The 13,454-nt window shown below is 44.5% G+C and carries 17 protein-coding genes; 11 read left to right on the top strand and 6 right to left on the bottom strand.

Annotated features, from left to right (window positions below):
- Window positions 1–860: 860 nt before the first annotated feature.
- The 3 genes from QUA43_RS23325 to QUA43_RS23315 form a co-directional block, all read right to left on the bottom strand.
- Window positions 861–1,265, bottom strand: a complete 405-nt coding sequence (locus QUA43_RS23325) for a hypothetical protein (protein WP_333376818.1) — start codon at window positions 1,263–1,265, stop codon at window positions 861–863.
- 118 nt (window positions 1,266–1,383) lie between these two features.
- Window positions 1,384–1,557, bottom strand: coding sequence for a hypothetical protein (locus QUA43_RS23320; protein WP_333376816.1), 174 nt, complete (start codon window positions 1,555–1,557; stop codon window positions 1,384–1,386).
- A 68-nt stretch (window positions 1,558–1,625) separates the two neighbouring features.
- Window positions 1,626–3,113, bottom strand: coding sequence for a hypothetical protein (locus QUA43_RS23315; RefSeq protein WP_333376814.1), 1,488 nt, complete (start codon window positions 3,111–3,113; stop codon window positions 1,626–1,628).
- A 74-nt stretch (window positions 3,114–3,187) separates the two neighbouring features.
- Between QUA43_RS23315 and QUA43_RS23310 the strand changes: the two genes are divergently transcribed.
- From QUA43_RS23310 to QUA43_RS23260, 11 genes are all read left to right on the top strand, one after another.
- Window positions 3,188–4,849, top strand: a complete 1,662-nt coding sequence (locus QUA43_RS23310; RefSeq protein ID WP_333376813.1) for a glycosyltransferase family 39 protein — start codon at window positions 3,188–3,190, stop codon at window positions 4,847–4,849.
- Between the two features lie 623 nt (window positions 4,850–5,472).
- A complete protein-coding gene (locus QUA43_RS23305; protein ID WP_333376832.1) occupies window positions 5,473–5,673 on the top strand; it encodes a DUF2892 domain-containing protein in 201 nt (66 codons plus the stop codon).
- Between the two features lie 18 nt (window positions 5,674–5,691).
- Window positions 5,692–6,225 carry a cytochrome b6-f complex iron-sulfur subunit gene (petC, locus tag QUA43_RS23300; protein WP_333376811.1) on the top strand — a complete coding sequence of 178 codons (534 nt, stop codon included), beginning with the start codon at window positions 5,692–5,694 and terminating at the stop codon, window positions 6,223–6,225.
- 12 nt (window positions 6,226–6,237) lie between these two features.
- The gene (locus QUA43_RS23295; protein WP_333376809.1) at window positions 6,238–6,915 is read left to right on the top strand and encodes a DsbA family protein; all 678 of its coding nucleotides are present in this window, start codon (window positions 6,238–6,240) and stop codon (window positions 6,913–6,915) included.
- Window positions 6,916–6,961: 46 nt separating this feature from the next.
- The gene (locus QUA43_RS23290) at window positions 6,962–7,486 is read left to right on the top strand and encodes a hypothetical protein (RefSeq protein WP_333376807.1); all 525 of its coding nucleotides are present in this window, start codon (window positions 6,962–6,964) and stop codon (window positions 7,484–7,486) included.
- A complete protein-coding gene (locus tag QUA43_RS23285) occupies window positions 7,476–8,180 on the top strand; it encodes a GIN domain-containing protein (RefSeq protein WP_333376805.1) in 705 nt (234 codons plus the stop codon). The genes QUA43_RS23290 and QUA43_RS23285 overlap by 11 nt, the downstream gene beginning before the upstream one ends.
- Window positions 8,181–8,237: 57 nt before the next feature.
- Complete coding sequence (locus QUA43_RS23280) at window positions 8,238–8,480, top strand: thioredoxin family protein (protein ID WP_333376803.1); 243 nt, start codon at window positions 8,238–8,240, stop codon at window positions 8,478–8,480.
- A 12-nt stretch (window positions 8,481–8,492) separates the two neighbouring features.
- Window positions 8,493–9,491: a permease gene (locus tag QUA43_RS23275; protein ID WP_333376801.1), complete on the top strand. Its 999-nt coding sequence runs from the start codon at window positions 8,493–8,495 to the stop codon at window positions 9,489–9,491.
- 67 nt (window positions 9,492–9,558) lie between these two features.
- A complete protein-coding gene (locus QUA43_RS23270; protein ID WP_333376799.1) occupies window positions 9,559–10,080 on the top strand; it encodes a rhodanese-like domain-containing protein in 522 nt (173 codons plus the stop codon).
- An 11-nt stretch (window positions 10,081–10,091) separates the two neighbouring features.
- The gene (locus QUA43_RS23265) at window positions 10,092–10,694 is read left to right on the top strand and encodes a DUF3122 domain-containing protein (protein WP_333376797.1); all 603 of its coding nucleotides are present in this window, start codon (window positions 10,092–10,094) and stop codon (window positions 10,692–10,694) included.
- A gap of 22 nt (window positions 10,695–10,716) precedes the next feature.
- Window positions 10,717–10,935 carry a cation-transporting P-type ATPase gene (locus tag QUA43_RS23260; protein WP_333376795.1) on the top strand — a complete coding sequence of 73 codons (219 nt, stop codon included), beginning with the start codon at window positions 10,717–10,719 and terminating at the stop codon, window positions 10,933–10,935.
- 21 nt (window positions 10,936–10,956) lie between these two features.
- On the opposite strand, the gene QUA43_RS23255 is transcribed toward QUA43_RS23260, so the two are convergent.
- The 3 genes from QUA43_RS23255 to QUA43_RS23245 form a co-directional block, all read right to left on the bottom strand.
- Entirely contained in the window at window positions 10,957–11,097 is a 141-nt protein-coding gene (locus QUA43_RS23255) for an ISAzo13-like element transposase-related protein (protein WP_445301996.1), read from the bottom strand.
- Between the two features lie 31 nt (window positions 11,098–11,128).
- Window positions 11,129–12,310, bottom strand: coding sequence for an RNA-guided endonuclease TnpB family protein (locus QUA43_RS23250; RefSeq protein ID WP_333376794.1), 1,182 nt, complete (start codon window positions 12,308–12,310; stop codon window positions 11,129–11,131).
- Window positions 12,311–12,706: 396 nt separating this feature from the next.
- Window positions 12,707–13,454 (bottom strand): Hpt domain-containing protein (locus tag QUA43_RS23245; protein ID WP_333376792.1); only part of this gene is annotated, 748 nt, incomplete at its 5' end.

Genomic DNA, 13,454 nt, shown 5'->3' with positions numbered 1-13,454 from the left:
CGGAGTCAATGAAGACTAAGGAGCGCAGTAGCGGTTTTTCAAGAGAAGATTGTGAGTTAACTTGAGCGAATGTAGAACTCATATTGGAGACTCCATTAAGGGCATTATTAGTAGATACACCCCGGAGTAATCTCATCAGGCTTATTTGATTATATTTTAACACTCAATTGGAACATGGTGCACTTTTTCCAAAATTTTTATTGATTTATTCTGATCGTATTTATCGCTTGCACCCTGACCAAAATGAAAATTTAAACCTCTACCGCTGGGAGTATATTACAACACTTATTGCGAATATTAAAAGAAATCAATCTAGGTGCTACCATCCAAATTTTTTCGACCTTATTTGGCTAACAGTAGCGGGAGTTCAGGTATTCGGAAATTCTGGGTAATTCCCCCAAGAATAACTCCTCTTAATTATATTTAGTAGTTTTTATTTGAGTGTGATATTTTACATATAGGCACAATGCACTACAGTTTCCCTAGCTGTATTTCATCTAACGTAAAACTGAATTATGTAGATTTTGAATAATTCTATATGCTTTGAAGTTGCTAGGTTTGCCATACATCCAAATACTTATTACCCGGAAGGTTTTGTCGTATTTACTAACACTCAAAACTGTTTGATATTAAGTGGAACCCAGCGCTAGAAATCAATTGACTTATGGGGGGCTACCGACCCTGTGAGGACTGCCATCCTCACTACAAACGTGATTCAAATTATTCAGCGCGAATTGATATGATTGCAGATTGAGTCAGATCAAATCGTTGATTGCGATCGCGCCTGCCTCCCTAATTACAATTGCATTCGGGTTCAGTCGCCCTCGGTACGTTCCATACCTTCCATTCAATCACTCTCCTTAATTAGCAAACAGTCGATCGCGCCCACCGCCGTTGCTGAGTATATCACTATCTCGATCGGCATAATACGAACCAAGTCCGCTGTTTTGAGTCAGAGAACTATGCGATTTTGGCAATTGACTTTTGTATGGTTCGAGGTAATCTGAACTGAGGATAACAGAGCCTAATTGCATTTGGCCCGAGCTTTCGCCAGAAGTCGGGCGAACTTGGTCAATCTCTCTAAGGATAGAGGCATATTTTTGAAGTGCGGAGGTCATTTTCTCAATGCACTTAGATTCCCCAGCCAAAATCCTGGAAACAAAATATCCACCTTCATGGATGCTGGAGTCCTTGACTACAAAGCTTTTGGATGGGGGATTTGCGTATTCCGAGGCGGGAGTAGTTTCCCTTAAAGAAGTGAACATATTCCGTCCTCCAAAAGTGTGTTTAGCGATAGATACAGCCTTGGATTCAGAGTTTCTCAAACTGCCAGCGACCTTATTTATTTCGCTGATTCTTATTTTACCTATCTATCAGTTTGCCCTATTTCTGCAGCACTGCCATCCGCGATCGCACGGAATTTATATTCTGCGTGTTTTCCCTTACTTCCGGCAAACGCGCAATTACCGATCGATCCGGTATCCTATCCGTGATACCACTTTCAAAAAAGAATCCAACCGTAAGCCCGTGCTTCAAACCTCGATAGTCTTCAGTCATTCCCGCATCTAAAATCTAAAATCTAAAAGGGTATGACAGTTAGTAGATTGGCCTCGCAACTGCACCCCTCAAGATTCTGTGGAAGATGGCGGTTTTTTCCCTGCATTGCGAATATTAATAATCTTGTTGAGCGCCTCAAACCAAAAAGCAGCCCCCATAGAAATAGCTACGCCGCTCAATATCCAACCAAACAATTTGGAAATCAAAGCCAGCCACAATAAATTCCCCTTGGCATCTCGTTCCAAGCTGTTCTGTTCGCTCCATCCAAAAGGCAGAGCTACCTCATCCAAAGCTATATCTACATCCTTTTGAACTTTTCTCAGACTTGTTAAATTATCTAATTTAGTCTTAGCATTGTTTTCCACCAACTGCTGAGCGTACACATTAACAGTCGATCGCAACATCGAATCCTTCGACAACCGATTAATAATATGAATGCTATCAGCATTAGCAGCGACAGCGATCGCAGTTCCGAGCAAAATCGCTACCCCTCTGGCATTCCGCTTGTAAACACCAGAAGCACGCTCCATCGATTGGTCAAACCAAATTTCAATTTCTTTCTGAAACCGCTGCAACTGCTCTTGAGTATCTCCGCCGCCTTTTTCAGCGCGCTGCGCTAAAATATAAAGGCTGCGTTTCAAAGATTCTGGCATACTGTCCAAGGTTTCTTGAATTTGTTGATAAATCGGACTCTCCTCTTTGATCTCCATAATTTCTGCTACCGAATCTTGACTTTTTTTAACAGTATTTAACAGATTGCTGAAACTCGGTTGTAGTTGCCCTAGCAGCGCCACCCGCTCAGTTTTGCTGTCAAAACGAGCCTTGACAAATGCCATCTGCCTCTGAAACTCTCTCCCTGCCAGCTCGGTTTCTGGTAGATAAACCTGAGAATCCTTAATATAAAATCCTAGCTTTTCCGACATCCGATCTAAGCTGTTGTTCAAACTTGCTAAATTGTGTTGATAATCTTCCACAACTCGATTGAACTCCGCAGTCAGCCACCTAAATTCTTGCTCAATAATCGGTTTAGTAGCAGCCTGCAAACTCAGATTTTTTCCAATCTGTTTAATTTGTGCTAATTGTAAATCTTTAAATCTTTCCAATCGGGTTTTAGAGATAGAGCTGAGCAAACTAGAAACCTTTAAAGTCTCCAAAAGGCTAGCCGAAAAACACTCGGCTGGAATATAAGAAGGCCCACTGGATTTATTGCCGAAAACATTTTTAGTACCCGTAACTCCGTGGTACAAATCCCCCATGCGGTGCGTAACAGAGCGGAATCCCTCTGATAAAAGCCCTTTCGCTCCCTGATTCAAATCTTTGATAATCGGATTGGCGTAAATCGAATGAGCCAACTGTCCGACTCGCTTAAATTGCAGGGGATCTTTCGCACCTTCGCTGCCTCCAGAAATCAGCACTTCGATCGACTTCTTTAAATGTTCCGCCCGCCACTGCCAAACAGTAGCAATCAGTTCCTGAATTTCCGAAGCTAGTAAGCTTAAAGTCAGGTAGATAAATACTAAGCCAATGATAATATCTATAATTACAGGCAAGTTCATGGTATTTTCCTAGTTGCAAATAACTGCTGTCTAAGTTTACCCTCAGTTTGGGACGCTCAAAACTCTCTTAACTTATGTCAGAAATCTTTCCATTCCTGGGCCGCAAACCGAAAAATCGCTGGAATGACAGCTTTACAGACAAAGTGTGGATGCTGGCTTTTCTGTTGGCTGCAGTGCTGATTTTCGGGCTGAATCTGGGCGGCGTGGCTTTGCGGGATTGGGATGAAGGCATTGCAGCGCAGGTAAGTCGCGAAATTTGGCGCGGCAACTTAAATTGGCTGTATCCGACGATCGACTCAATGCCTTATTTCAACAAACCACCGCTGGTACACTGGCTAATCGGGCTGTGTTTTGCAGCAGGCGGTGTCAGCGAATTGACGGCGAGGTTGGTACCGGCGATGCTGACAGCCACTTCAGTGCCGCTGCTTTACGCCATTGGCAGGGAGTTGTTTCCGCCGCGTTCGATCGCCATTTTTTCTGCCCTCGTTTATCTGACGCTGTTACCGGTGGTGCGGCATGGACGTTTGGCGATGTTGGATGGAGCAGTTTTGTGTTTTTTGCTGGTGGCGATGTGGTGTTTGCTACGATCGCGCCGCGACTTGCGCTACGCTTTGGGCGCGGGGATTGGGTTCGGACTCATTTGCCTGACTAAGGGCGTGATGTTGGGGCTGCTGCTGGCTGGGATGGGCTGTATTTTTTTGGTTTGGGATACCCCGCGACTCCTCACTTCTGGGTATCTTTGGGGCGGATTTGCGATCGGAACATTGCCAGTAGCTGCTTGGTATTTTGCCCAATGGCTGCACTACGGCCAATATTTCATCCACGCTAATTTAGTTAACGAATCTTTCCGGCGCATTTCGGAACCTGTGAGCAGTCACAAAGGCCCGCCCTGGTATTATCTTTTAGAAATTTTAAAGTTAGCTTGGCCGTGGCAGTTATTTTGGCTACAAGGGCTGCGTCTGAGTTGGGAAAATCGCAGTTTTCCCGGGCCAAAATTAGTATTGGTTTGGACTGGAGTATATCTGCTGGCTATTTCTGTGATGACTACTAAATTGCCGTGGTATGTTTTGCCAATTTATCCAGCTTTTGCTCTTGCCGTTGGCAGTTATCTCGCTGAAGTTTGGGAGCAACTGTGGCTGCCACCAGAGCCGGTCAAAGAGGAAGCAGAAGAACATTTTGATGCTATTTCTTTGTTGCCTCATCCCGCGATTTTGGCAGTGCTGGGTGTAGTTGGTGTTGTCGGCTGCATTTACTTCAGTGGCTTAGTGCAAATTGGGAAATACATTGTGCCGATCGAGCGAGATTTACAGTTAATGCTAATGTTTGTAGGTTTGACCATGACAATGGCGGCCGTATTGCTGCACCGCAAAGATCGGCAGTTTATATTAGTTTTAATTTGGGGAACTTACCTGACGCTATTGGTATTGGTGGCTTCAGATAACTGGGTTTGGGAACTGGCGGAGGATTATCCGGTTAAGCCGATCGCCGAAATTGTCCGCACAGGAACTCCCGCCGGTCAACAAGTGTTTACTTCTCACCGCTTGGGCCGTCCATCGCTGAATTTTTATAGTCAACGCCAAGTTATTGTCGCCGACGCGCCGACGCTCAAAAAGAAATGGCAAACTCTCCCTCAACCTTATTTTCTGTTAGAAAAACCAGTTTTAAAACATTTAGGTTTGCAGAATGCTGAGATTGTCAAAACAGCGGACGATTGGGTTTTGGTAACTAAAAAGTAAGTTAGGGACATCCAATCAGCGTCTGTCCCAACCTGTTGGGGATAGCCTCCCCAATCTCGGTAAGTGGTTTATCGATATTGTTTACAGTACCGCTTGATTTTGGACGAGTTTTTTATTTGGTAGTCCCTTAATTTATCTTGCCCTTGTATAGCAATCCTAAATCCTAAATCATTTGTGCATTTCTTACTCCCTCCCCTTGATAAGGGGAGGGTTGGGGTGGGGTAAAAAGTTTACGACTCCTGCAAGGATTGCTATATATAGCAATTTCAAGTCATCCCTCAGATAAATTTTGTTTAAGTTTTATCTATAAACATCATTTATTATGACAAATTAGATCGGAGTTTAGTAGGTAGGCGCAAATAAACTTGTTCATGTAACAGAATGTAAAGTGAGCGTAAGCCGGCTCGATTGCTTCGCTTCACTTCGTTTCGCTCGCAATAACATACTTATGTATTTTCATACTCATCTACTTTTATAAATAATTTGTTATAATAAAATAGAGTTACAAAAAAGTGTTGCAATACTTTGAGAGTCGCTTATTACATGACTGCACCAGTTTTTTTGCAATCAGTTTTACATTGGAGATTACAGCTATGAAAACGAATCTTGGTTAGTTCGATCGCCTGCTCCGCCTGTTGTTGGCTTCGGTGTTATTTTATCTAGGACTGTTCCTTTACAGCGGCACAGGATTAGGGATTGGTCTAGTAGTTGCAGGTGGCGTATTGCTAGTGACGGCTCTCGTCGGTTTTTGCGGTCTTTATAGCCTTCTGGGAATTCGTACCAGCAAAACAAAAGAGCAAATGAAAGAAAAATTTATTCATTAACTCTTAAGGAGTTTCATCATGGACAATAGTCTTCCTCTCGAAAGTCCATCTCTATCGCGGCGGCAACTACTCAATTTCATCACCGGAGCCGCCGTCGCCGCTACCGCAGGTGCCGCCCTCTATCCTGCTGGCAAATTCTTCATTCCGCGGGCAGAAACGGGAGCGGGGGGAGCCATTCTTGCTAAAGATGTTTTAGGAAACCCAATTCCCGCCTCACAAATCCTGGGAGAACTGCCCCTGACCCGTGCTCTAGTTGCGGGTCTGGCAGGAGAACCCACCTACTTGATTGTCAAAGAAGATGGCACCCTAGACAGCATAGGGATTGTTGATAACTGCACTCACCTCGGTTGCACCTTTCCCTGGAACCCAATGGATCAACAGTTTCAATGTCCCTGTCATGGTTCCCGCTATGCCCCTGATGGGACGGTGGTGCGTGGCCCGGCTCCTCTACCGCTGAAGATTGTCCAGGTTGTGGCGATCGATAACAGCATTTTGATCTCACCTTGGACGGAAAACGATCCCCGCACTGGAGAAAAACCCTGGTGGGTTTGAGGAGGAAGTGATATGGAACCGATTCGTATTTTTTACTTTTCTGATGTTCTCTGCGTTTGGGCTTATATTGCTCAGATTCGTTTGGATGAGTTGAAAACAACCTTTGAAGACAAGATTGCGATCGCACAGCACTTTGTCCCTGTCTTTGGTGTTGCTCGTGAAAAACTGGAAAACCGATGGCGCGATCGCGGTGGTTTGCAAGGATACAGCGATCATGTCCAGGAGGTTGTGAAAAAGTTCGATCACATCAGCGTTCATCCTGATATTTGGACTAAGGTAACACCATTTTCATCGACATCCTGTCATTTGTTTCTCCATGCGATTCAACTACTAGAAACGAAGGATTTAGTAGAGCGAAATCAACAGGTATTTGAAAAAGCAACCTGGGCATTTCGGGAGGCGTTTTTTACCCAACTGGCAGATGTTTCTGACCGCAAGGTGCAATTTGGAATTGCGGAGGAGTTAAGACTGCCGATCGCGGCTATCGAAGCTCAGATCGATAGTGGTGAGGCTTATGCCCAGCTATCCCAGGATTTTGAATTAGTCAAAGAGCATACGGTTACAGTCAGCCCCACCCTGATTTTTAATGAAGGACGGCAGAGACTCAACGGCAATGTAGGCTATCGAGTGATCGAAGCCAATATTCGGGAGTTACTGCACAATCCTCCGGGAGAACAATCCTGGTGTTAGGAATCTTGAATTAATAGAAAGACGCGATCGCAATCAAAATGCACCCATGAAAAAGCCACTTTTATTTGATAAACGCTTGGTTATCTGGGGAATATCTTTGTTGCTCTACATAATAGCACTTAGCTTGCCAGCACTTGCTTTTGATATAGTTGACAACCAGACAAAGCAGACAAGTTTTATTTCTGTTATGAAGGGGGTTGAAGTTACAATTTGGGGACTACTTGGATTGTTCTTTCTTCAAATTCCAGCTATTGGCTGGTTAGCCAATCCGCTTTATTGGTTTTCCTGTAAATTGTTTGTACATAAAAAATACAAATTTTCAATAGTTTCTGCTTTTATTGCAATTATTGTCGGCTTTACAGGAACAATATCAGCATACTGGCTGGCGTTACCCAATGGTAGTAGTCCCTATAGTCATCTTCTATTAACTAAGTTACTTCCTGGTTTCTGGTTATGGCTTGCGGCTCCAGGATGGCTGATGATTATTGCTAGTTACTTTGCTTATACAAAACACAAGAATCGCCTCGTGTTAAACCAGAAGCTTCCCAGAAATCTTTTCGATGAAAAGTGAACGACTAAGGATTTGTATAGCAGGCAAAACAATGAGATCGAAGTTATACGGTTTGGTTGCGTGTTTAACAGCTTTGAGCCTGTTCACAGGCTGCTCTATCAGTTTGGGTGGGCTTAGAGGCTCTGGAATAGTTAATACCGAATCTAGAGAAGTAAGTCGATTCTCATCCATTTCTAGTAAATCCGTAGGTAAAATCACGATACAGCAGACGGGAAAAGAGTCCCTCACGATTACCGCCGACGACAACATTCTGCCGTTGCTAAAAAGTCGTGTAGCTGACAATGTTCTGTATCTCACCATGATGAAAGATACCCATATGAATCCCACCAAGCCCATTGAGTTCGTTGTGGAGGTGAAGAGCCTAGAGAGCTTGAATATACATGGTGTCGGTAGTGTTGATGTAAAGGATATCCAAGGTAAACAGTTGTCGATTTCCCTTGATGGGGTAGGTAGCATGACAATCGCCGGAAGTGTCGATGTGCTGGAACTCAATCTTTCCGGGGTTGGAAGTTTCCAAGGTGAGAATTTCAAGACTAAGCAGGCGACGGTTCGCAATAGTGGCGTGGGGAGTGCTGTGGTTAATGTCAGTCAGCAGTTAGATGCGACTGTATCCGGTGTGGGTTCAATAGAGTATATTGGCTCTCCTCAAGTTCGAGAATCTCGGGGGGGCGTGGGGTCAGTTAAGCAACGTTAGCGATCGCTTGGATTCAGTAGAGAATTGAATTAGAGAATACAAAAAAGGAGTTATGCCATGAATGCGATCGAGATTGAAATTTTGGGTTCAGGCTGCAAAAAGTGCCAACAGCTAGAGGCAAATGCTAAAGAAGCTGTAGCTAATCTCAATTTAACTGCGGTCGTTCTGCACATTACCGACCCCATCGAAATTGCTAAACGAGGTGTGATGTCTACTCCCGCCATGACAATCAATGGCAAAGTCGTCAGCAAAGGTCACGTAATCAGTCCAGAACAAATTCAGCCCCTATTGCAGCGTTAAAGAGGCAAATTGATGTTCGATCCATTTTATCCATTTGATTGGTTGGCAACCCAAATTGTCACCCAACTTTTTGGCTTGTCGATCGCATCGCATTTAGGATCGAGTCTGCACTTCTTTCTTTACGATGTGCCAAAAGTCTTAACATTACTAATTGTAATTAGCTTTATTGTTGGGACATTTCAGAGCTTTTTAGAACCCGAGCGTGTTCGCTCTTTGCTAGAAGGAAAGCGCACTTTTGCGGGAAATATCTTGGCGGCAATGGTAGGAATCGTCACACCATTCTGTTCTTGCTCTGCGGTTCCTTTATTTATCGGATTCTTAGAAGCAGGTGTACCTTTAGGTGTGACCTTTTCTTATCTGATGGCAGCGCCAATGGTAAATGAAGTTGCTGTTATCCTGCTGTGGGGATTGTTTGGACTAAAGGTGACACTGATCTATATCGGTTTTGGTGTGGGTTTGGCGATCGCCTCTGGATATATCATCGGATTACTAAAATTAGAAAAATGGGTGGAACCCTTTGTTTGGGAACTGCAAAAATCTCATCAAGAAATACCTCTAGGTGATGAGGACAATCCAGAACCAGTGATGCTAACTTGGGGGCAAAGATTTGAGCAAGGATGGTTCCAGTCGAGCTCCATTGTGCGATCGGTGTGGCTCTATGTCGTGGGCGGTATTGCGATCGGGGCGGGGATTCATGGTTATGTGCCAACAGATTTTATCACTCAATATGCAGGTGCAAATAATCCTTTTGCAGTGCCGATCGCGGTAATGTTGGGCGTGCCACTCTATGCAAACATTGCGGGTGTAATGCCGATTACCGAAGCTTTAGTCAATAAAGGAATGGCAATGGGTACAGTTTTGGCCTTCACAATGGCTGTGACAGCACTATCTCTGCCTGAAATAGTGATTCTTAAAAAAGTTTTGAAACCTCAACTCTTAGCCGTTTTTGTTGGGTTAATGACCGTTGGCATTATTAGTATCGGCTATATATTCAATGCCATAATCAATTGATTGACAATGGTGCTGAAATATCTGGCTAACAGAATGAACCCTTAACAATCCATTTCAGGAGAAATCCATGAGCTTTAAGAAACCAATTCAGACGATATTACTGGGATTTGCACTATGTTTTTGCCTCTTGGTTGGTATTGGACAAAACCCAATTCTCGCAGCAACTCTCAGAGAAACTGAACCAATCTTTCAAGAAAAGATGCAAACAAGGTCTGAAAAAACCGTGAATCTGGAGTCGGGAGTCGATCGCTTTCTCACGTCGATTCCCACAGGCTATTACACGATCGCCAATGTCGAAGGGTTAAAAAACCTATTAAAGAACCCTCAAACCCTGTTGGTGGATGTGCGAGAACCCTCTGAGTATCGATCGGGACATATCGCTAATGCGATCGATATTCCGCTCCGAACACTAGGACACAATCTGGATAAAATTCCGCGCGATCGCCCCGTAGTTTTGTACTGTTCAACGGGCTATCGATCGGCAATGGGAGTAATGACATTGCACCTATTGGGCTATGAAAATGTCCAGGGATTTCCGCCAAGTTTTGCAGGCTGGAAAAACGCAGGAGAGGCGATCGCCTCTAGCTAATGCACAAAAAAATGAGGATTAAAATCCCCAAAAATTACTCTGTAATTGCCAGTAATATTAACTTATTGAGGACTTGGGTGATGAAATTTATCAGCTTTTTTAATGATTCTAAAATTCGCCTAATGCGCTGGATGCTGGCTGCTTGGATCTGCGTTTTACTGATTGTCTGTATTCCCTTACCTGCTTTTTCTGCTGTGACCCAAATCGAAGAATATCCAGGGCAGATGCTGTATCAATCCCGCCAAAAACTGCAAGATCAGAACGGAAATTCCTGGCAGGCGATCGCCTTCAAACGCATCCATCCTGAAGGTAGTTCTACTGTCTCTCTGCGCGTCGTGGGCTTTCCTGGTGCGGTGGAATTCTATCGCACTCAACCGCTGATTCTGACAACATCTATGGGCGAAACTCTAACCGCCAAGGATATTTCTAGCGAAATTTCTAAGGGCACACCAACCCCAGCGAATGTCGCAGAATATGACATTAAGTCGGTCCTACCGCAGTTGCAGGCTGAAATTCCCGTTCAGCTAACTTTACCAGTGGTAACTGGCTCAGCGATCGAGTTACAAATCCCATCGACGGCGATTCAAGAGTGGCAAACAATTTCTGCTCATTAACTAACTCCAAAAAATCAAACCGATGAATCCCCAAATCTTCACATTTTGGAACTTATCCACAGATCGAGTGCTTCAACAGACGCACTCTACAACCGCAGGATTAAGCCGTCAAGATGCCAAACAACGCCTGAGCCAGTACGGCGCAAACAGCCTCAAACAAACACACAAATCGAGCGCATTGATGCTGTTGATTAAGGGACTACCAAATAAAAAAATCGTCCAAAATCAAGCGGTACTTTAAACAATATCGATAGGATTGTATTTACTGTGGCGCGGGCGGGTATTCGGCTAAACGCAGATTTAACTGGTGCTTGCTGACAAACTCCACAAGACGTTTCATTAATTGAGTTCGTCGGGAATGGTTCTCTGATGCGTTGTCTTGATTGAGTAGTAATGTGCGGATATGAGTAAAACGTTGAAATACTCACCGGCAGTCAGGGCGCGGTGATTCTTGACGCTTCATCGGGTTCTGCTACCGAAATAGTCTGACAATCCCTCAGCGTCCATTTAGAGTCGTGGCGATTCCCCATCCCGACTTGAGCTATATTTCTCGCCGCATTTTCATCTCTATCCTGCTCGGTACCACAATTCAAACAGAGCACTGAGCGAATAGATAAATCGATTTTACCCCACTTGAAACCACAGTCCGAACAGACCTGGCTGGTGGGTTCCCATCGACTAATCACCTTGAACTCTCTGCCAAACTTTTCCGACTTAGCTTCGCACAAAGTCCTGAATTCTCTCCAACCTTGCAAGCTGATTACTCTAGCAAGTTTGCGGTTCTTAACCATGCCCGACACATTTAAATCTTCCAAAACAATCACTTGGTTTTCGTTGACTATTTTGGTCGATAATTTGTGTAGAAAATCTTTACGGACATCAGAAATACGGTTATGAAGCTTGGCGACCTTGATTCTAGTTATATTCCTTCTTTTGGAGTCATGAGGTTGGCGAGCTAACTTGCGTTGCAGTTTGCGAACTTTCCGGTCTAGTTTTTTATAATTAGGACTTTCGGCTTTTGCGCCATTACTCATTACCGCAAAGGTTTTAATCCCTAAGTCGATACCAATACTTGGATGCAAAGCCTCGGATTGAACTGGTTCGACCTCTACAACAAAGCTTAAGAAATAGCGATTAGCGCAATCCTTGATTACCGTGACCGAGCTAGGTGCTGACGGCAAGTCCCTAGACCATATTGGCTTGACAATTCCAATTTTTGCTAAGTAAACGCCACCGTTTTTCTTCAGGGAAAATCCACGAAGGGTAAATCTTGCCGATTGACGGCTTGTCTTTTTTTTAAACCTAGGATACCGTACTTTTTGCCCTTTTCTTTTCCCTTTGTAGGAATCAAATAAATTCTTAAAAGCCGTTTCTAAATCGGTTACAGACTGTTGCAAGGGAACGCATGACACCTCTTCCAGCCAAGTCCTTTCCTCAGTCTGTTTTGCCTGAGTAATTACTATTTTCTGAAGTTCTGTCGATTTCGGCTTTTTTTCGGATTGTTTGCAAAGTGCAAGAGCATCATTCCAGACAACGCGAACGCAACCGAATAACTGAGCCAAGCTCTGTTTCTGTTGATCGGTCGGATAGATTCTGTACTTGTACCTTGCTTTCATTGTTTACTATTGCTTGATTGCTTTATTGTACCATGTATTATCAATACAATTAACAGAAAATGAAGAGAATCAAAGCCGTCCTATAAGGACGGGGCTTCAGCCCTCCGCTACGCTCCGCCCAGTTCTTTGGTGAAGTCGCGATCGCAGGCAAAAGTTGGCACCCGGTTCTTACCTCATCTGGAGAAGGGACCAATTTTCACCGTGGCTTTGGCATCAAGTGAGAGTTGGAGAGTTGTCGGGTCATTATGAGAAATCAATCGGACAGGATCTAATATCAAATCCGAGTATCATACCCCCTTTATTCTTTAAGTCGGCGTAGGCCGACTTTGTTTGTCTAGACGCGGTTTCAACGGCTGAGTGATAAAGGGGATATTTAAGCCGGATTTGCTATAACAGCTAACAATCAACAGACTGCATTTCTATTTTTAACGCCGTTTCAACTCTTTGATACTCCGCCTCAACCTCTTCTAAAAGCGCGCTGGCCGGATCAGGTAAAGGCTGGTTAGCATTTGTTCCCATGCGGCCCATGATTTCGAGTTCCTCGCACAGCTCAAACAAGCGAAAAGCACCGAGAGTACCGCTAATCGACTTTAAAGAGTGAGCCGATCGCCGCAAAGCCAGCGGATCGGCGTTGCACAGAGCCATAGAGATGCCTCGCAGCAGTTCGGGAGCTGTTTCGAGGTAAATCTCGATCGCCTCGTCCAAAGCTTCCACTTCTCGCAGTCCCTCTATAATCTTAGGACTCAGGGAATCGTGGCTCTGTGACAAAGCCCGATCGAGATTTGATGCACCCCAATCGACTACTGCCGGCGAATTGGGAATTGTCAGTTGTGGATTTCCCGCAACAGCCACATTCGATCGCACTTGTAATTCACTCGTTCCTTCGATCTCTTCTGCCGGGGCATCCAAACAAACAATCGGCTGCAGACGATCGAATGCCGAGTTCGATCGAGATTTACACGCGAGCAAAGCTCGCACCAACTGCTCAATGGCGATCGGCTTGCTCAAATAGTCGTCCATCCCCGCAGCCATACACTCTTCGCGATCGCCCTGCATCGCATTTGCCGTCATCGCCACAATCCAAGGCCTCGTCGATTTTCGATTTTCGATTTTCGATTTTCGATTGTTAGATTCCTCCTCAGTC

Source organism: Microcoleus sp. N9_B4 (genome assembly GCF_036701635.1).
In the GTDB taxonomy this organism is placed as follows: Bacteria; Cyanobacteriota; Cyanobacteriia; order Cyanobacteriales; family Microcoleaceae; genus Microcoleus.
This window is presented reverse-complemented; position numbering and strand designations above follow the sequence as displayed.